The 20,382-nt window shown below is 28.6% G+C and carries 22 protein-coding genes; 4 read left to right on the forward strand and 18 right to left on the reverse strand.

Features of this window, described 5'->3' with window-relative positions; genetic code table 11:
* Positions 1-83 precede the first annotated feature (83 nt).
* The 13 genes from proC to QP548_RS15405 form a co-directional block, all read right to left on the reverse strand.
* Positions 84-884 carry a pyrroline-5-carboxylate reductase gene (proC, locus tag QP548_RS15345; protein WP_061429386.1) on the reverse strand — a complete coding sequence of 267 codons (801 nt, stop codon included), beginning with the start codon at positions 882-884 and terminating at the stop codon, positions 84-86.
* A 177-nt stretch (positions 885-1,061) separates the two neighbouring features.
* Positions 1,062-2,396: a replicative DNA helicase gene (locus QP548_RS15350; RefSeq protein WP_003451036.1), complete on the reverse strand. Its 1,335-nt coding sequence runs from the start codon at positions 2,394-2,396 to the stop codon at positions 1,062-1,064.
* Between the two features lie 405 nt (positions 2,397-2,801).
* Positions 2,802-4,700 (reverse strand): Lon family ATP-dependent protease, encoded by a 1,899-nt coding sequence (gene lonC / locus QP548_RS15355; protein ID WP_061429387.1) that lies wholly within the window; start codon positions 4,698-4,700, stop codon positions 2,802-2,804.
* 15 nt (positions 4,701-4,715) lie between these two features.
* Positions 4,716-5,162, reverse strand: coding sequence for a 50S ribosomal protein L9 (gene rplI / locus QP548_RS15360; protein WP_003451030.1), 447 nt, complete (start codon positions 5,160-5,162; stop codon positions 4,716-4,718).
* Between the two features lies 1 nt (position 5,163).
* Positions 5,164-7,122, reverse strand: coding sequence for a DHH family phosphoesterase (locus QP548_RS15365; protein WP_061429388.1), 1,959 nt, complete (start codon positions 7,120-7,122; stop codon positions 5,164-5,166).
* Positions 7,123-7,154: 32 nt separating this feature from the next.
* Positions 7,155-8,150: a YybS family protein gene (locus tag QP548_RS15370; RefSeq protein ID WP_061429389.1), complete on the reverse strand. Its 996-nt coding sequence runs from the start codon at positions 8,148-8,150 to the stop codon at positions 7,155-7,157.
* Positions 8,151-8,167: 17 nt separating this feature from the next.
* On the reverse strand, positions 8,168-8,485 hold the full coding sequence (locus tag QP548_RS15375) for a MazG-like family protein (RefSeq protein ID WP_003459975.1): 318 nt from the start codon (positions 8,483-8,485) through the stop codon (positions 8,168-8,170).
* Positions 8,486-8,767: 282 nt separating this feature from the next.
* On the reverse strand, positions 8,768-9,010 hold the full coding sequence (gene rpsR / locus QP548_RS15380; protein ID WP_003451020.1) for a 30S ribosomal protein S18: 243 nt from the start codon (positions 9,008-9,010) through the stop codon (positions 8,768-8,770).
* A 30-nt stretch (positions 9,011-9,040) separates the two neighbouring features.
* Complete coding sequence (locus tag QP548_RS15385; RefSeq protein ID WP_003451037.1) at positions 9,041-9,493, reverse strand: single-stranded DNA-binding protein; 453 nt, start codon at positions 9,491-9,493, stop codon at positions 9,041-9,043.
* 13 nt (positions 9,494-9,506) lie between these two features.
* On the reverse strand, positions 9,507-9,794 hold the full coding sequence (gene rpsF, locus QP548_RS15390; protein ID WP_003479405.1) for a 30S ribosomal protein S6: 288 nt from the start codon (positions 9,792-9,794) through the stop codon (positions 9,507-9,509).
* Between the two features lie 144 nt (positions 9,795-9,938).
* On the reverse strand, positions 9,939-10,151 hold the full coding sequence (locus QP548_RS15395) for a DUF951 domain-containing protein (RefSeq protein WP_003459977.1): 213 nt from the start codon (positions 10,149-10,151) through the stop codon (positions 9,939-9,941).
* A 36-nt stretch (positions 10,152-10,187) separates the two neighbouring features.
* Positions 10,188-11,048: a mechanosensitive ion channel family protein gene (locus QP548_RS15400; protein ID WP_075808033.1), complete on the reverse strand. Its 861-nt coding sequence runs from the start codon at positions 11,046-11,048 to the stop codon at positions 10,188-10,190.
* Between the two features lie 32 nt (positions 11,049-11,080).
* Positions 11,081-11,314, reverse strand: a complete 234-nt coding sequence (locus tag QP548_RS15405; RefSeq protein WP_003460020.1) for a DUF3343 domain-containing protein — start codon at positions 11,312-11,314, stop codon at positions 11,081-11,083.
* A gap of 158 nt (positions 11,315-11,472) precedes the next feature.
* On the opposite strand from QP548_RS15405, the gene QP548_RS15410 reads away from it, so the two are divergent.
* Genes QP548_RS15410 through yyaC form a run of 4 tightly spaced genes read left to right on the forward strand, consistent with a single transcriptional unit; the run spans position 11,473 to position 15,008 of the window.
* Positions 11,473-12,120 (forward strand): LysE family translocator, encoded by a 648-nt coding sequence (locus QP548_RS15410; protein WP_061429391.1) that lies wholly within the window; start codon positions 11,473-11,475, stop codon positions 12,118-12,120.
* Positions 12,121-12,131: 11 nt separating this feature from the next.
* A complete protein-coding gene (locus tag QP548_RS15415; protein ID WP_061429392.1) occupies positions 12,132-13,292 on the forward strand; it encodes an aminotransferase class V-fold PLP-dependent enzyme in 1,161 nt (386 codons plus the stop codon).
* Between the two features lie 11 nt (positions 13,293-13,303).
* Positions 13,304-14,368, forward strand: a complete 1,065-nt coding sequence (ytvI, locus tag QP548_RS15420) for a sporulation integral membrane protein YtvI (protein ID WP_061429393.1) — start codon at positions 13,304-13,306, stop codon at positions 14,366-14,368.
* Positions 14,369-14,417: 49 nt separating this feature from the next.
* Positions 14,418-15,008: a spore protease YyaC gene (gene yyaC, locus QP548_RS15425; RefSeq protein WP_075808034.1), complete on the forward strand. Its 591-nt coding sequence runs from the start codon at positions 14,418-14,420 to the stop codon at positions 15,006-15,008.
* A gap of 151 nt (positions 15,009-15,159) precedes the next feature.
* Here the strand turns inward: yyaC and QP548_RS15430 are convergent, their stop codons facing one another.
* The 5 genes from QP548_RS15430 to mnmG form a co-directional block, all read right to left on the reverse strand.
* Positions 15,160-15,657: a DUF4446 family protein gene (locus tag QP548_RS15430; protein WP_003451034.1), complete on the reverse strand. Its 498-nt coding sequence runs from the start codon at positions 15,655-15,657 to the stop codon at positions 15,160-15,162.
* Between the two features lie 48 nt (positions 15,658-15,705).
* Positions 15,706-16,566 (reverse strand): ParB/RepB/Spo0J family partition protein, encoded by an 861-nt coding sequence (locus tag QP548_RS15435; protein ID WP_061429394.1) that lies wholly within the window; start codon positions 16,564-16,566, stop codon positions 15,706-15,708.
* Entirely contained in the window at positions 16,567-17,340 is a 774-nt protein-coding gene (locus QP548_RS15440) for a ParA family protein (RefSeq protein ID WP_003451027.1), read from the reverse strand.
* Between the two features lie 250 nt (positions 17,341-17,590).
* On the reverse strand, positions 17,591-18,310 hold the full coding sequence (gene rsmG / locus QP548_RS15445) for a 16S rRNA (guanine(527)-N(7))-methyltransferase RsmG (RefSeq protein ID WP_061429395.1): 720 nt from the start codon (positions 18,308-18,310) through the stop codon (positions 17,591-17,593).
* Positions 18,311-18,486: 176 nt separating this feature from the next.
* Entirely contained in the window at positions 18,487-20,379 is a 1,893-nt protein-coding gene (gene mnmG, locus QP548_RS15450; RefSeq protein WP_003469710.1) for a tRNA uridine-5-carboxymethylaminomethyl(34) synthesis enzyme MnmG, read from the reverse strand.
* Positions 20,380-20,382 lie beyond the last annotated feature (3 nt).

Below are 20,382 nucleotides of genomic sequence, written 5' to 3' on the forward strand. Positions count from 1 at the left end.
ATGAATAATAATCAATCTCTAATTGATAATGATTATCATGATTAAAGTATATATGTTTTTTTATTTTTTGTCAATAAAAAACATTACATTTTTTTAGATTTTTTTGAACATTTTTTCATGGCACTCATTACAGAACTTCTAAACCCAGTCGCTTCTAGTTCTAAAACAGCTTCAATAGTTGTTCCTCCTGGTGAGCAAACATTGTCTTTTAACTTAGCTGGATGCTCTCCAGTTTCTAAAACCATCTTAGCCGATCCTAATACTGATTGAGCAGCTAATTTATAAGCTTTTTCTCTGCTTATTCCCTCTCTAACAGCAGCATCTGCCATAGCTTCTATAAACATATAAACATAAGCTGGTGATGAACCACAAAGTGCTATAAATCCATGAAAATCTTTCTCACTTAACACCTCTGATTTTCCAAAAGCATTAAATATATCCATAACTTCTTTTAATTCTTCTTCATTTACTAATTCATTAGGACAAATAGCGCTCATTGCTTCTCCTACTAAAGCTGGAGTATTTGGCATAGTCTTAACTATTTTTGTTTCTTTCTTAAACCATTTTTCAACATCACTTAAATTAATTCCTGCTGCTATAGTAACAATAGTCTTATTTAAGTCTACAAAATCTCTTATTTCTTTTATAACTTTTTCATACATATATGGCTTTACCGCAAGAAATATTATGTCACTGCTATTACAAACTTCTTTGTTATCAAGAGTTGTGTTTATTCCTAATTCATTTTTTATTCTTTCTGCACTTGATTCTCTTGAACATGATGCAATAATATTTTCTTTGCATACAATACCTGACTTTAATATTCCTAAAACCATAGCACTTCCCATGTTACCACAGCCTATGAATCCAATTTTTTTATTCATATTATCCTCTCCTTTTTAATACAGATGGTAATTATTTCATTAACTTAATTTCTTAATAGTCATTTTAACTATTTAGTATCTAATTATAAATACTTTAATTATTATATACCTTTTAATATGTAGCTACCAATAATAAAATTAAAGGGCATATCAGCATTCTGATACACCCTAAATTTATTAAACATCCTTATGAATAGCTTCATAATCTGCAAATTTACTGTATTGACCAAGCCATGCAAGCTTAACTGTTCCAACTGGACCGTTTCTCTGCTTAGCTATTATACATTCTCCAACATTTTTATCTTCTGTTTCCTTGTTATAGTACTCATCTCTATATAAGAACATAACAAGGTCAGCATCCTGCTCTATTGATCCAGATTCTCTAAGGTCAGATAACATAGGTCTATGGTCTGCTCTTTGCTCTGGAGCACGAGAAAGCTGAGATAATGCTATAACAGGACATTCCATTTCCTTGGCTATAGCTTTTATATTTCTTGAAATCTCCGCAACCTCTTGTTGTCTACTTTCACCACTTCCACTCATAAGTTGTAAGTAGTCTATAAGTATAAGATCTATTCCATATTCCATTTTTAATCTTCTACACTTAGATCTCATTTCCATTACAGAAACCCCAGCAGTATCATCTATGTATATCTTAGCTGATGCTAAAGGGCCTGATGCTCTAGCTATATTGTCCCAATCCTCAGGAGTTAATTTACCTGTTCTAAGACTTAACATATCTACATTAGCCTCTGAACATAATAACTTATATGCAAGCTGTTCCTTTGACATTTCCAAAGAGAATATAACAACACTTTTTCCTTCTCTTAAGGCAGCATGTTCTGCTATGTTAAGAGCAAAGGTTGTTTTACCCATAGATGGTCTGGCTGCTATAAGCACCATATCACCCTTTTGGAATCCAGATGTCATCTCATCCAAATCTTTAAATCCAGAACCAACACCCGTAAGTTCCCCTTCATTATTAAATATGGCCTCTATCTGTTCAAAACCTCTTTCAAGAACAACGCTTAAAGGCTCAAAATCATTTGATGATCTCTTTTCAGATAAATCAAATATTTTCTTCTCTGCTGAATCTATAACTTTTTCAACATCTTCTTGATTATTATAACAATTCTCTATAATTTCTGTAGAAGATTTTATAAGTCTTCTAAGCATAGCTTTTTCATCAACTATTTTTATGTATGATTTTATGTTAACTGTACTAAGTACAGATGCACTTATCTCTGTTACATAACTTATACCACCGGCTTTTTCAAGTCTATCAGTAGATTTTAAATACTCTAAGAGAGTTAATTGGTCTACGGCTTGATCTCTTTGGTACATTTCTATTATACTTTGAAATATTACCTTATGAGCATCTCTATAAAATGAATCCTTATTTAAAACCTCAGCGGCTTGAGCTATGGTTGTTCTATCTATTATCATTGCCCCTAAAACAGATTGTTCCGCTTCTATACTTTGTGGCAAACTCTTCATTACTGGTGCTTCCATTATTCCTAGTTTTCCTCCTTTCCCTTAAAATAAATTTCTAATATCATTAAAAGTTTATAAGAGACTCTAAATCTTATAAACTTTTCTTAAACTTAAATATTCTATTATAATTTCATCAGTCATTATCCAATATAACCCAAATAAATTACTTTATACAAAAAAATATAATTTAGTTACATAATATATAATTAATTTTTTAATTATAAACTAATTAATAAAATACTACTCCACTATATATAATACATTAAAATTTATCAATATATATAGAAAAATAACAAGAAAAAATGCTTTATCACAATATATATAATACATGAAATCTTGTAAAAAACCTATAGTTTTATTTATACTATGTAAATTTAAAAGACAAAATAAAAAACCTAGAAATAAATCTAGGTTTTCTGTTTTTTAATTAAAAGCAATTTCCATAAGCTCTTCTATAGAACTTATAGCTTTAACTTCTATATCTTCTAATCCCTTAGGGATTTCATTTTCATTATCCTTAGGAACAGTTACTAACTTAATTCCCTTTCTTCTAGCTCCGTATATTTTTTCAAATATACCTCCAACTGGTTTAATCTTTCCTCTTAAAGAAATCTCTCCAGTTATAGCTAAGTCTTGTCTTATTGGCTTTTCTAATAAAGCACTCATTATACATATAGTAATGGCAGCTCCAGCAGATGGTCCATCTATCTTTCCTCCACCAATTACGTTAACATGTATATCATAGTCATTTATATCCTTATCAGTTAGCCTTTTTATTACAGATGCAGCATTAAATACAGAATCCTTAGCCATTGAACCAGCAGTATCATTGAATCTTATTTTTCCAACACCCTTTTTTTTAGCCTTAAAAGCAGTAGCTTCAATCTCTATTGTTGAGCCTAAGAATCCTGAAACTCCAAGTCCATAAACATGACCTACTTCTTTTTCTTCTAAGTTTTCTAGTATTTCATAAGGAGTAAATCTTCCTATGCTTACAACTTCATTTAAATCCTTTGAAGTTATTTCTAAGTCTTCTGGAACTTCTCCTTCTAAGCCATAAATAGCATGACCATAAGCATCTGCTAATATATTTACAGCTCTTCTACCTTCTATAGTGTAAGAAGCTATTTTCTTTTCTAAACCTTCTTCAAGCTTAACATTAAGCTTCTTAGCTGCGTTTAATACTATCTTTTCAATATCTCTTGATGATAGTGGTTCAAAATAAACCTCTGTACATCTTGAACGTAAAGCAGGATTTATTTCTCCTGGCTCTCTAGTAGTTGCTCCTATTAGAACAAAGTCTGCTGGAGCTCCCTTATCAAAAAGATATTTTATATATTTAGGTGTATTTTCATCATCTGGATCATAGTAAGATGATGAGAATTCAACTCTCTTATCTTCTAAAACTTTTAAAAGTTTATTTTGAAGTATTTCATCTAATTCTCCAATTTCATCTATGAATAATATACCTCCGTGAGCTTCAGTAACTAAACCTGGTTTTGGTTCTGGAACTCCTATTTCAGCTAAGTCTCTTTTGCTCCCTTGATATATTGGATCATGTACTGAACCTAAAAGTGGGTTTGTGATTTCTCTTGGATCCCATCTTAAAGTTGTACCATTAACCTCTATGAATTTTGATCTATCATCAAATGGAGTTGATTTTAGTTTCTTAGCTGTTTCTAAAGCAATTCTAGCAGCTGTTGTTTTACCAACCCCTGGAGGTCCATAAAGTATTATATGTTGAGGATATGGTGAGGCTAGTTTTGAAAGAAGTGACTTAACAGCTCTCTCTTGACCAACTACCTCATCAAATGAATCAGGTCTTAATAAAGACATTATATTCTTATTTGGAACTCTTTCATCTAGTTCTTCAAGTTCCTCAAGCTTTTTCTCTGTCTTAGCATTTTCTGGACCTTTTTTCTTTTTCATTATATTTACTCTAAGTTCATCAACATACTTTTCTTGCTTTTCCATTAAGAATTGTTCAACTTCTTTTTCTATTTTATTTTGAACATATCTTCTAGCAATAGCATCTGATATCATAGCACAAACATCTTCTAAAGCTTCATTTATAGTTTCTTCAGTTGGAACTTCACTTAATCCCTTTCCTTCAGAAACAATTTTACTTAATCCATAAAGTCTTTCATAAGGATCAGTTGAATTTATATAATTTTGTACTTTAAATCTTATAACTCTCGCTCTAAATGCACCTTCGTCTAATATGTTATTTATTATATCTTTTAGTGCTTCAACTTGAGATTCTACTCCAAGTTCACTATTCATAACATCTTGTAGAACCTCTAATTCTTTAATTGATTTCAAAATAGAATCCTCCTCTTATTGAACAGGAACAACCATAACCTTCATTTTTGTTGAAACTTCTGGATATAGTTTAACTTCTATGTTATAAGTTCCTGCAATTTTTATTGTATCCATAACAATTTTCTTTTTATCAACTTCTACATTAAATTGTTTTTTGATAAGTCCTGCTACATCTTTACTAGTTATAGCTCCGAATAATTTTCCATTATCTCCAGCCTTACCATCTATTTTTATTACTTTATCTTTTAAATCAGCAGCTAAAGCTTGAGCAGCTTCTAATTCAGCTAACTTTTGTCTTCTTTCGTTCTCTTTTTTATTATTTAATATATGAAGATTATTATCAGTAGCTTCTTGAGCTAATTTCTTTGGAAATAAAAAGTTTCTAGCATATCCATCTGATGCATTTATAACATCGCCTTTTTTACCTAATTTTTTAACGTCTTGAAGTAATATTACTTTCATTTTATTCACCTTCCCTTGAGTTTTTTGCAATAGCTTCTTTTATTTTTTCTATAGCCTCTTCAATAGTGGCATCCTTAATCTTAGCTCCAGCCATAGTCATATGACCTCCGCCACCAAGTTCTTCAAGAATCACTTGAACATTAATATCCCCTAAAGATCTTGCACTTATAGCAACATCTTCACCTAGTTTTATTAATACAAATGAAGCTTGTATTCCAGTAATATTTAAAAGTTCATCAGCAGCCTGAGCTGCCACAACATTATCAGTAATATTTTCTGGGCAAACTGCTATTGCTATTTTATTTTCTACCTTTGCAGATTTTATTATTTCTGCTTTTGCTATATAATTTTCTAAGTTATTACTAAATATTTTTTTAATCTCTACTGTGTCTGCACCTAATCTTCTTAAAAATGAAGCTGCTTCAAAGGTTCTTACACCGGTTTTAAAAGAGAAATTCTTAGTGTCTATATAAATTCCAGCTAAAAGACCTTCTGCTTCAATTCTATTTAATTTAGGCTTATCTAACATATACTGAACCATTTCAGTAACAAGTTCTGATGTAGATGAAGCATATACCTCAATATAATTTAATAGTGCTCCCTTTATATCCTCAGGACTTCTTCTGTGATGGTCTATTACAACCACCCTTTCAATAAGTTCTGTTAAATCTCTATCTAATACATAGTTTGCACTATTAACATCTGCTATTATTAATAAAGTATTGTCATCTATATTCTTTTTAGCTTCTTCAGTAGATATAAATAGTTTACTATATTCTTCTTTTTCTTTAACTCTATCTAAGAAAAATTCTATAGCATTAGTATCTTTTTCTAATACTATATTAACATTTTTTCCTAACTTCTTCACTACTGAAGCTAAACCAAATGAAGCACCAAAACAATCCATATCAGGATTTTTATGTCCCATTATATAAACAGTACTACTTTCATAGACAAGTTCTTTTAATACATGAGCTACAACCCTAGCTCTAACTCTCGTTCTCTTTTCAAGTTCTTTAGCATTCCCTCCAAAGAACTCAATATTTTTACCTGATTTAATAACTGCTTGATCTCCACCTCTACCTAAAGCTAATTCCTTAGCCTTTGTGGCATCATCTTGGTTTTGTGCAGGAGTTTCTCCACCTCTACCAACACCTATGCTTAAGGTTACTTCTATTTCATTTCCTAAGTTAATTTCTCTTATAGTATCTAGTATATCAAACTTTTTAGAAATTTCCTTGCCAATAATAGCATCGTCTACTGATAAAATATATTTACTATTATCATACTTTTTTATCATGGCATTTAATGAATTTCCATAGTTATTTATTGTTCTTTCTATTTCTGCTATAAGTAATGGTTTTTTGTCATCATCTATTGTTTTTAAAACTTCACTAAAATTATCAACTTCTAAAAGCATTATACTTTCTTTTGTGGCCTTCTTTAAATAAGTAACATCATTAAAAAATACTAAGAAATATTTTTTATCTGATTCATCTAATCTTAAACCCTCACTATAAACTTCATAGATATTACTTTTTATTTTTATATTTTGAGAATTTTCTTTTCCTGTTCTAATGATCTTATCTAAAGCAACACCTTTTATAACAGATACTAAATTCGTTTCTAGCAAATCTTCACTATTTATAAGCTTACTAAACTTATGGTTATACCATATTATTTCACCAGTAGAATTTAATATAGTTAATGGGAAAATCAAATTAAAAATATTATCTTTAACTTTCTCATCTACATCTTTATATAATTTATCTATCTTTTCTTCCTCATCCTTTTCTTCTCTTAAAAAGTCAGATATTTTATAGATTAAATATATTATGTATATAAAAGCTATTATTAAAGATATTATTTTAAAGTTTAGTTTCCAAAATACTAAGCATGCTAAAACTACAAATGCAAAGTAAGCTAAAAATTTATTATAATCTTCCAATATTGATTTCATTTTAACAGCCCCTTACTAAATATAAATATTAGTTATTGCACTTTCTTTTTTAGTTTCTCCTTAATGTAACTTCCTAAACTATTTGGATCTACACCTCTTATATCAATTAATACATCAATCAATCCTAATATTCCAAATAATTGTGGTATTGAAGTAACCATTAATATACTTATAAAAACTATTAAAAAATTGCTAAATCTATATCTATACTTTAATAAATTTGAGACTACAGCCAATCCTTGAATTATAAGCATAGCAAATAATAAGTTTAGTGTAAGCATATACATACCCTTATTACTTATTACTCCCTTGCTTACTAAAAGCATAACAAAAAGATTTATTAATACAACTGCCGCAATTAATATTGGGTTAAAAAACCACTTTGAAAAAGGTGGTAAGCTATTTAATTTAAATCCTAATTTATTAATAATATACTTTCCAACAGTATAACTTAAAAATGCTCTCATTATTATAACCATAACTAATACCATAGGTATGATATTAATTATAAAACTTGCATCCATAGACTTCATAAGTTCTATCATTTGAGTGTTGGCCTGTGAACTTCCCATCATTTGTTCACTTATTTTAGCAGCTTCATTAAAAGTATTTACTAAGTCATTTATATATTGATTAAATGTAATTCCTGTAAATACTGAAAATAATAATGCTATTTCTATTAATACACCAATTGTATTTGCTACAATTAAATATATAAATGATTTTATTCCTGAAAACTTCTTTCTAACACAGGTTCCTAAAACCAAACCTATAATTCCATTTGTTACGGCTAATTGAATTCCATATATAGAACCCATGAAAAATCCAATCAAAATTCCACTAATAACAATAGAACAAATAGAGGTTTTAAGATTATACTTTAAATATAATAAAGCTATAGGAATTGGAATAGCAAAGCTTATTATTGTACCTATTCCTGGTAAGCTAGTAAGCATCATAAGTACAAATGTTATTGCTGACATTATTCCAGCTTCAACTATAGATTTACTCTTATTCTTTTCTTCCATATGTTCCTCCAAATAAATTATCTTCTTTCTTTTAAATGATTAAATAATTTAGTTAAGTTACCTCCTTGTTTTTCTAAATTATCTTCTTCAACTATACCAATCTTTAAACTTTTTTTAATTGTCTCATCTACTTCTATTGCAGAATGACCTAACTTATCTGCTAAAATGTATAATAAAATAATTAAAGATGCTATGCAGTTTACTATGGCATCCTTTGCTACATTACTTCCTCTTGTTAAAAGTGTAAATAGTTCTCCTAATATGCAGATAATTTGAGCCTTTATTTCTTCAATAATCTTTATATCTCCCATGATATTAAAGTTATCTTTTTTCATATTTCCCTCCCAATTATACCCTTTATTATATACCTTTATTTTATTTATTTTTTTAGTCTTATGCAATAAATGAGACTTAATTCAGAGAAGCCTTAAAAACTCTAAATTATAGTAGCATTTATATTAAAGTGTACATGTTTTAATAAGTATACACTTTAATATACTTACCACACAAATAGAATTTTCTTAAACCATTTAATAAGACTATTTAAAAACTTTAATGATTATAATAATTTAATATATAATAAAAAAACCCCTGAAAATATCAGGGGTTTGCAACCATTACTCAGTTGTGAATGGTAATAATGCGATATTTCTTGATCTCTTGATAGCATCTGTTAATTGTCTTTGATGCTTAGCACAAGTTCCAGAAATTCTTCTTGGTAATATTTTACCTCTTTCTGTGATGTATTTCTTTAATTTAGCTACATCTTTGTAATCTATTGATTCAGCTTTATCAACGCAGAATATGCAAACTTTTTTTCTTGCTCTTCTGAATTTTCCGCCTCTTTTTACGTTACTCATCACTATTTCCCTCCTTACCTAAAATCTGAATTAGAATGGAATGTCTCCATCATCAATTGGTGTCATATCATCATTACTATTGAATGATGAATCACTAAATGAATTGTCTGGCATACCGAAAGAACCACCGAAATCATTTCCTGAACCAAAGCCTGAGTTTCCTCTTGCTCCGCCATTTCCTGAATCGATAAAGTCAAAACTTTCAACAACTACGTCAGTAGTATATCTTCTAGTTCCATCTTGAGCTTCATAACTTCCAGTTCTTATATTTCCTGAAACAGCCAATTGTCTGCCTTTAGTAATATATTGAGCTATGGTCTCACCAGTTTTTCCAAAAGCTATGCAACTGATAAAATCAGCTTCATCTTTTTTGAATTGTCTATTTACAGCTAGTGTAAATCTTGCAACTGCTGTACCGCTTCCTGCTGCAAATCTAAGCTCTGGATCTTTAGTAAGTCTACCAATTAAAACTACTTTATTCATTTACGACCACCTCTTATTGCTCTTCTTTAACGATGATGTGTCTGATTATTCCGTCAGTTATTCCGAATACTCTGTCTAACTCTTTTGGTAATTCTGGGTTAGCAGTGAAGTTGATTAAAGTATAGTAACCTTCGTTAACTTTAGCGATTTCGTAAGCTAATTTTCTCTTACCCCAGAAATCAACGTTGTCAACTGTACCATTTCCGTTTTCTATAACACCCTTGAATTTTTCGATTAAAGCTTTAACAGCTTCCTCGTCTAATGATGGGTGAGCTACGAATATAGTTTCATATTTTCTCATCATTTACACCTCCTCCCTCTGGACTACGGCTATGCTCTAGCATAGCAGGGATTACAATTAAATATTCTAACATTAAAAGAGGGTTATTGCAACCCTCTTTATTAATGTAAACATAACTTTTATAAATTTATTTTTTTAAAAATTTTATTCATTAATTTCTTCCTCTGGAGCATTTGATTTTATAATCTTTTTTACTCCCTTTTGGAATTTAGATCTAGGGATCATTACAATTCTTGAGCATCCTAAGCATTTTATTTTAATATCAGCTCCAACTCTTATAACTTCCCACTCATCACTTCCACAAGGATGAACTTTCCTCATTTTAACTATATCGCCAATATAAAATTTGTTTATCAAATTAAATAACCTCCTCTAAAATAAAATTTATATAAATTAACCTGTAATTATTTCTTTCATATATTTCTTTTTATCAAGAGTCATTTTTATTCTCTTTCTTAACTCTACTTCCGTTTCCCAAAGTTTCATTGATTTTACTTTTCCACAAATTCTAAGGTTAACACTAGAACTTGTTAGGTCTGTAACACCCCAAACCTTTAATGGTTCTGTTATATCATTATTTTCTTTATTATATGTATCACAAACTGAATTTATAGTGTTTATTACTTTATTTATATCCTCACTATATGAAATTCCAATATCAATCTGGACTCTCATATCACCTCTACAATTATTTGTTACTATTCTTATCATTCCATTTGGAATAATATGAAGAGATCCATCGTAGTCTCTAAGTTCAGTTGTCCTAAGACCTATTACTTCTACAATTCCACTTACGCCCTCTATTGTTACATAATCACCAACATTGTATTGATTATCAAAAAGTATAAATATCCCATTTATTACATCTTTAACAAAACTTTGAGCTCCTAAACCTACTGCTACGCCTCCTACAGAAGCAAAGGCCCAAGATATATTTCCAAATATAATAGATAATATAGTTGTTATACCTATAAAATAAACAGAATACATTAAAATACTTTTTAATAAAGTTCCCAAAGTATTTGCCTTTCTTGTGTCTAAGGAAAACTTAAAGTTTGTATCTATCTGTTTTTTTACAGCTTTATCTATTAATTTGCTTCCTATTTTAATTACTAAAATCATAAAAATAACTATGACACATATTATTAAAAATTTTTTCAATAAAAAATCAATAGTAGATAAAGAAATACTTATTTTCCCAAGCTTAATGTGATCAAATTCAAAATTAATTCCAAGTAAACTATCTAATAACATTAAACCACCCCTTATGATTTTGAAATAAATAATTATTTATATATTTCGAATCCTTTATTGGTTATTGAATATATGTTTTTAAATTTAATTTCTAAAGTTTCTATCTTTTCTAATTGATCTTTATTAAAGGCTGAACTTATTCCACAACTTTTTGTTATGTAAGTAGGAGTTGGCATTATTATAAATGATATTCCATTTTCTTTAAGTATTCTTTCTCCTTCCATAGCCTCGTGTGTATTATTAAAAACCATGATAAAGTCTTTCATACTATTTTCCTCCTAAAAAGTATATCGTTTTATTAGTATATATTATAAGTATATATCATAAAAGTTAACACTTTCAAAATAAGGGTGAAAGCTTTTCTATTTTGAACTATAATATAATTATGTAAATTTATAAAAACAACTGTAAAAGGAGTTTGAGTATGTCTTTTTTCTATTTAAAGGCTATTTTATCTGGAATTGTAACAGGCCTATTAGTTTCTATACCCTTAGGTCCAGCTGCAATAGAAGCTGCAACACAATCTCTAGATAAAGGATTTAAAAAAGGCTTTGAAGTTTCATTAGGCGCAATAGCTGCTGACTATTTGTATATATTATTAATAAACTTCGGAGTAGCCCAATTATTAAATTTAAATAGGTATGTAGAATGTGCCTTTTGGATTATTTCAGGATTAGTTCTTATAATAGTTAATTTAATATTTAAATCTTCTCAAAAAAGTTTAGACGAAAAATGTGTTAAAACTATAGATAGTCATAAAACTGGTAATGGTTTTTTAAATGGTTTTTTAATAACCTTTGTAAATCCTATGACTTTATCAGTATGGATGGCTGTAAGTGCTGGAATAATGAGTATATGGAAGCTTTCAGGTAGACATTTCTTTCTAGTAGCCATAAGTGCTATGTTTATAACAACTTTAGCTTGGTTTATATTATTAAATTTTATGGCTGCCAAAGGTGGAAGTCTAGTAAAAAAAGAACTTACTGGTAAAGCTGATAAAAGTGTAAAATATTTTATGATTTTACTTGGATTAGGATTTACTATATACGGAATATTTAAAATTTTCATGTGAGGTTTTTGCTTATGAATAAAATATATTTTGATAATGCAGCAACTACTTTCCCTAAACCTGACTCTGTAATAAAAGCAATGTTTGATTATATGAGTTTTGAAGGTGGAAGTGCTAATAGAGGATCCTCATCTACAGCTCTACAAAGTAGTAGAGCTGTCTATGAATGTAGATATGAAATAGCTAAATTTTTTAATTTTCCTAAAAGTGAAAATGTTATTTTCACCAATAATATTACAACATCATTAAATATGTTACTTTTAGGAATAATTAAATCTGATTGGCATATAATTACTACATCTATGGAACATAATTCTGTCTTAAGACCTTTAGTAAAAATTAGCGAGGAACTTCCTAATGTAGAACTAGATATAGTTCAATGTAATAATGAAGGTCTAGTATCAGTTGAAAAAATAAAAGAGAATTTAAAGAGTAATACTAAGCTTATAATTTTATCTCATGCATCAAACCTAGTTGGAACAATTCAACCAATTAAAGAAATAGGGAAGCTTTGCAAAGAAAATGATATCTTTTTTATTTTAGATTCTGCTCAAACAGCAGGGGTTATTCCAATTGATATGACTGAACTTAATTTAAATGCATTAGCTTTTACAGGTCATAAGTCTCTTTTAGGGCCTCAAGGAATAGGTGGTTTTATTATAGATGATAAATTAAATTCTATATGTAAAAATATCTTTTCTGGCGGAACAGGAAGTAATTCCTCACTAATAGAACATCCTCAAGAATTGCCTGATAAATTTGAATATGGAACTTTAAACACTCCAGGAATAATAGGGCTTCTAGAGGGAATAAAATTCATAGAAAAAGAAGGCATTGAAAATATAAAAGCAAAAGAAGAAGTATTATGCCAAAAAGCTATGGATTTATTATCTGAAATTCCAGAAGTTAAGATTTATGGTCCTATGGATGCCAAAAAGAAAACTTCAACAATATCTTTCAATATAGAAGGTATGGATCCTGAATTTACAGGATTCTTGTTAGATAGTGAATTTAACATAACATGTAGGACTGGAATTCATTGTACTCCGCTTGCTCATAAAACAGTTGGTTCATATCCATCTGGAAGCATAAGAATAAGTTTAGGGTACTTTAATACAATAGAAGAAGTCTATAGATTTGTTGAGGTTATAAAAGAATTAATTTCAAGGAGGTAGACTTCTGACCTATGAAAAATTTAATAATCAAAAGTGAAAAAATAAGTGTGTTTTTTATTTTATACACACTTATATTTTTTACGTTTTTTAATACATTAAAATATACTTTGCCCTTTCTACTAGCATTCATATTTTCATTGCTACTAAAGACACCCACTCAATTTTTAATAAAAAAACTCAAATTAAATGTTGGACTTGCTTCCTTTATAAGTACATTTATTTTTTTCTTAATAATAATAATTTTATTTACATTATTTATTACATCTTTAGCTTATGAATCTTCATCCTTAACAAACTATATTCAAGAAATAATAAATACTAACTCTAAGGAATTTCAAAATTATTTTATATCACTACAAAATTGGATTGAAGTAAACTTTATTGATAATGCAGTTTTAAACTTAATAAAAAATACTTTAATATCTTCATTTAAAGAAATAACTGTACTTATTCTCTCTTTTGGAACTGAATTAATTCAAAAAGTTTTTTTATTAATAAGTTATTTACCTTATACCTTTATGCTTCTTATTTTTACTGTACTATCAACTTATTTTTTATCAAAGGAATTAAACACTATTAACTTTAGTAAGACTTTGTCTAATTATCTTAACTCTAATTACAGCAATAGAATTTTAACCATTTTATATGAAATAAAAAAAATGTTTTTGACATACTGTTTCTCTTATTTATTTTTAATTTTTATTTCTTTTGTATTAACCTTTTTAGGATTTTCCTTTTTAAATATTAAATATGCCCTATTACTTAGTGTACTTGCTGCCTTATTAGACTTACTCCCTGTATTAGGTATGCCCTTAATTTATTTTCCTCTTATTTTTATTTCATATAACTCAGGAAATATTTTTTCAGCTATTTCATTATTTATATTGTATATATTTATTTTTTTATTACGCCAATTTTTAGAACCTAAATTAATGTCATCCACTTTAAGAATACACCCTTTATTAATATTAATTTGTATTTTTATAGGATTAGAATTAAATGGACTTTTAGGAATAGTATTTTTCATCTTTCTAATTATTTTTTTCAATATATTTAAAAAAGTTAATGTTTTATAGTATAGACTTTTTGTTTTTGGTAATAATTTCAAGTAAGGAGGTTGGTATAATGTGTACAAGTTTTTATATAAATTCTTTAGATCCTAAAGCTTCTTTTAAAATTAGAGATTATCTTTGCCAAGAACTTTCTCCAGTTATAAAAGAAAATAGACCAATTGTTTTTATATGCATTGGATCTGATCGCTCCACAGGAGATGCTCTTGGCCCATTAATTGGTGAGAAGATTAAATTTTTAAGTAAAAATAATATTTTCATATATGGAACATTAGAAGAAACTGTCCATGCTGGAAACTTAAAAGAGACAGTAAAAATAATTAAATCAAAACATAAAAAACCTTTTATTATAGCCATTGATGCTTGTTTAGGAGCTGTTGATAATGTAGGACACGTACTTATTGAAAAGAGACCTCTTAAACCTGGAATAGCATTAAATAAGGATTTGCCTGAAGTAGGAGACTTAAGCATACTTGGAATAGTAAATATTTCTGGTTCCTTAGAATTTATGGTTTTACAAAATACTAGATTATACACTGTAATGTTACTTGCAAATGCTATATCTAACGGAATTCATCATTGCATATTAAAATCCATAGGATTTAAAAAGAATATATTAGATTCAACTTTAGAAAATATTTTATAAAATTCGCCATAAATACTCATATAGTTTTTTATATACTCCCCCTATTTATTGAAATGTTTCACGTGAAACATTTTGTTTAACACAAAAATAGGTTATATTAAAATCAACTAAAAATAGTTGTTTTAATATAACCTATATTTTTTTCTTAAACTTATTTATTCATTGCAGCATTTAGAACATGTAGTTCTTCTTCTGATAAATCATATCTAGATATTCCTTTATCTATTGGCTTTGCATATGTTGTACTATAATCTCTACCATATATTCCAGTTAAAATAACTCCATTATTTTCTCCATCTAATAAAGCAACTGAAAAGCTTAAATCACTTCCAACATCTTCGAAAGCTTTATATCTTATAACAGATACCTTTTGAGTACATTTTTCAACTTGAGCTTTTAATATTTTATTAGTTTCTAATGTTTCTTCAGAATCTTTTTTAACTTCTTCAACTTTATCTAAGTAAGAGTTAATAAGTTCTTCTAAATTCTTATTATTAACCCCTCTCATGATTTTTCTAAATTTATTTTCTACCTTGCTTAAACTTCTGAAAGCTACTATTAATAGTATGAACTGTATTAAAACTAATACTATTAATCCTATTGTTATATAAGTTGAATATTGTGTAAGTATATTTAGTACATTCTCCATGTAGTTTATCATCCCTTCGTGTTTTTAAAATGTTTCACGTGAAACATTTTAAATATTTATAATGTCTAGTATTCTCTGTAAGTCTTCTTCTGAATAGTATTCTATTTCTATCTTACCTTTATTCTTATTAGCATTTAAATTAACTTTAGTTCCAAAGTGATCCTGAAGTCTATCTCTAACATCTTTGTAATATGGATTAAGTGGTTTTCTTCTTTCTGATGTTTTTTCTTCAACAGCATCATTTAATATCTTTTTAACTAATTTTTCAGTTTCTCTAACTGAAAGAGAGTTATCAATTATTTTTTGAGCTATTTCATATTGTGCCTCATTTTCTAAAGGTAGAATAGCTCTTCCATGTCCTTCTGAAATAACTCCTTCCATTACATACTCTTTAACTCTATCATCTAACTTTAATAATCTCATTGTATTTGTTATTGTAGTTCTTGATTTTCCCATTGTTTTTGAAAGTTCTTCTTGAGTTAAAGCAAATTCTTTTAATAGTCTTTCATATGCTAATCCTTCTTCTATAGGATTTAAATCTTCTCTTTGAATATTTTCTATTAAAGATACTTGTAGAAGTTTTTCATTTGAAATATCCATTATTAAAGCAGGAACCTCTGTTAATTCTGCTATTTTAGCAGCTCTATATCTTCTTTCCCCTGCAATTATTGAATATCCCTTTTCTTCTTTCTTTAATATTAAAGGTTGAATTATGCCATGTTCCTTTACAGACTCAGCTAACTCATTTAATTTATTATTGTCAAAAAACTTCCTAGGTTGTTTTTTATTAGCTTTTATATCTTTAAGCTCAATGTTTATTATTCCACCTTTTTCTTTTTTTTCTTCCTTAATATTATCTTCTGGTATTAAGGCTCCTAATCCTTTTCCTAAACCAAATTTTTTAGCCATCTATATATTCACTCCCTGTCTTTTTAGGAATTCCTCAGTTAGTTTTTCATAAGATTTAGCTCCCCTACATCTTTCATCATATAAACATATTGGCAATCCAAAACTCGGAGCTTCAGCTAGTCTAACATTTCTAGGAATAGTAGTTTCATATAATCTATCCTTAAAGTACTCTTTTACTTCTTTATAAACCTCTGTACTTAAATTAGTTCTTGAATCATACATAGTCATTACTACACCTTCAATATCAAGATCCTTATTTAAAGATTTTTTAACTAAATTTATTGTATTTATTAATTGTCCTACCCCTTCTAAAGCATAATATTCTGCTTGTATAGGTATTAAAACACTATGAGATGCAACTAAAGCATTAATAGTTAGAACTCCTAAAGATGGAGGACAGTCAATAAATATATAATCGAATTTATCTCTAATTTTATTTATTTCATTTTTAAGTATATATTCTCTATCTTTTCTATCTATTATTTCTACCTCAGCACCTGCTAATTCCATTGTTGCTGGTACTACATAAAGATTTTCAACTAATTCACTTTTCATTATTATTGTTTCTATCTCTTCACCAGCAGTTAATAAATCATATATAGACTTGTCTAATTTTCTTTTATCTATACCTAATCCACTTGTAGTATTCCCTTGAGGATCTATATCTATAGCTAAAACCTTAAATCCCTGCATTGCCAAGTAAGAACATATATTTATATTTGTTGTTGTTTTTCCAACGCCACCTTTTTGATTAAAAACACAAATTGTTTTCATTAAACTCATCCAAGAATATCTTATTCTTGAACATCCACCTCCCTTCTAACACATCTATTTTATTATATATTTTTACATTACATAATAAAAGATGATATTGGTTATTTCTGATTAAAAAATGAAAAAATAGGAATGTTTCACGTGAAACATTCCTATTTTTATGGTCTAATATATTTATTATTTTTTAAAAGCTTTTATAACTTTCAATTATAATATTTTCTTAAACTAAAAAGTATTTTAAAAATTATATTTATTTTAATGGTTTCTTAGTTACATTACCTGCTTTTCTAGGAAAAGTCTTTGGCGTACTTTTTATTTTATCTACTATTACTAAGTTATGATTTAAGTCTGTTCCCTCAATTTCAACCTCAGTTATACCTTTAAGCTTACCACCTAAAGTACCAATAGCATTCTTTGAATCATTTAACTCTTCAGTTATATTCGGTCCTTTTAAAGCTATAAAATTTCCATTTACCTTTACATATGGAATACAAAATTCACTTAGAACACACATATTAGCAACAGCTCTTGATGTAGCAATATCAAAATTTTCTCTTAACTCTTTTTTTCTTGCACCATCTTCTGCTCTAGAATGTATAGTTTCAACATTTTTTAATCCTAGTTTATTTACAACTTCATTTAAAAAATTTATTCTCTTATTTAATGAGTCTAATAGAGTAACCTCTACATCTTCTCTCATAATAGCTATAGGTAACCCTGGGAACCCTGCACCTGTTCCAACATCTATTACTGTTTTAGCTTTTTTAAACTCATCTGCTTTAAAAGCTTTTATACAATCTATAAAATGTTTCTTTACTACCTCTTCATCCTCTGTTATTGCAGTTAAATTTATTTTTTCATTCCATTCCTTTAATAAATCTTTGTAAAGCATAAATTTTTGATATTTATCTTCATTAAATTCCATACCCACACTATCGCAAGCTTTTTTCATTAAATCAAAATATTTCATTCTTAATCCTCCAAAACTTTAAGAGTATAAATAATTTATTTTAATAATTTTATTTTCTACTAAAAAACTAAAGTTATCCACATGTGGATAACTTTTTAAAAGGGGTAAAACAGCACCTTTTTTAAGTTTTACACAAGACTTATCCACAGGTGCTGTTGAAAACTTCTGAATAACTTTTAGTTATCAGTATTTTTTCCAGTTTTTCTATAATGCTCTAAGAATATTAACAGAACTGATATATCTGCTGGGGATACCCCTGATATTCTTGAAGCTTGACCTATATTTAAAGGTCTAATTTTATTTAGCTTTTGTATAGCTTCTATTCTTAAACTATTTACGTCATTGTAATCTAAATCCTCTGGAAGAACTTTTTTCTCAAACTTTTTAAATTGAGCAACTTGTTCTAATTGAGTTTGAATATATCCTTCGTATCTAGCAATTATGTTTATTTGATCCCCAATATCCTTTGGTAAATCAGGTCTTTCAGGATCTAAACATGCTAATGAGAAGTAGTCTAACTCTGGTCTTTTTATAAGTTCATACATTCTTATTGGCTTTTTAAGCTCTGTTGAACCTAATTCAACTATTTTCTCATTATTTTCTGTTTTATTAGTTATTTGAAGTTCCTTAAGTCTCTCAAGCTCACGTTCTAAGTTTTGCTTTCTTTCCTGAAACTTATTCCATCTTTCTTCTGTAACTAATCCAACATTGTGTCCAATTTCAGTTAATCTGAAATCAGCATTATCTTGTCTTAATAATAATCTATATTCAGCTCTTGATGTCATCATTCTATATGGCTCATTAGTACCTTTAGTAATTAAATCATCAATTAAAACTCCTACATATCCATCTGATCTTGTAAGTATCATAGGATCTTTTCCTTGAACTTTTAATGCTGCATTTATACCAGCTACTATTCCTTGAGCCCCAGCTTCTTCATATCCTGAGCTACCATTAATTTGTCCAGCACTAAAGAATCCATCAATGTTTTTAAATTCTAGTGAAGCCTTTAATTGTGTTGGATCTATACAATCATATTCTATTGCATATGCAGTTCTCATAATCTCAGCATTTTCAAGACCTGGAACTGTTTTTATCATTTGAACTTGAACATCTTCTGGAAGAGATGATGACATTCCTCCAACATACATTTCTTCTGTATCATCACCTTCTGGTTCTATGAAGATTTGATGTCTATCCTTATCTTGGAATCTCATTACCTTGTCTTCTATTGATGGACAATATCTTGGCCCAACACCTTTTATACTTCCATTATACATTGGTGATCTATGTATATTTTCTTGAATTACCTTATGAGTTTCCTCGTTAGTATATGTTAACCAACATGAAACTTGGTCTCTATCTATATTTCCACTGATAAATGAGAATGGTATTATTTCCTCATCTCCTGGTTGTTCTATCATTTTTGAAAAATCAACACTTCTCTTATTGATTCTAGCTGGAGTACCAGTTTTAAATCTTCTAAGGTCAATTCCTAAATCTATTAATGATTTTGAAAGTTCATTAGCATTGCTAAGTCCATTTGGTCCTTGGCTATAGCTAACATCTCCGATTATTATTCTACTTTGTAAGTATGTTCCACTTGTCATTATAACAGCTTTACACTCAAAAAATGCACCATTTTTAGTTAGAACACCTTTAACTTTTCCATCTTCAACTTCTACAGAAACTACCTCTAATTGTCTTAAGTGAAGATTTTCTTGTGTTTCTAAAACCTTTTTCATTCTTTCTTGGTATTTCTTTTTATCAGCTTGTGCTCTTAGAGAGTGTACAGCAGGCCCTTTTGATGTATTTAACATTTTAGATTGGATAAATGTATGGTCTATATTTACTCCCATTTCCCCACCTAAAGCATCTATTTCTCTAACTAGATGTCCCTTAGCAGTTCCACCTATATTAGGGTTACATGGCATCATAGCAACGGAATCTAATGTTAATGTACAAACTAAAGTTTTACATCCCATTCTAGCTGCCGCTAATCCTGCCTCACAACCTGCATGACCAGCACCTATAACAACTATATCATAACTTCCTGCATTATATCTCATATT

The sequence above is a fragment of the Clostridium sp. UMB9555A genome (genome assembly GCF_030222355.1).
GTDB classification, from domain to species: Bacteria; Bacillota; Clostridia; order Clostridiales; family Clostridiaceae; genus Sarcina; species Sarcina perfringens.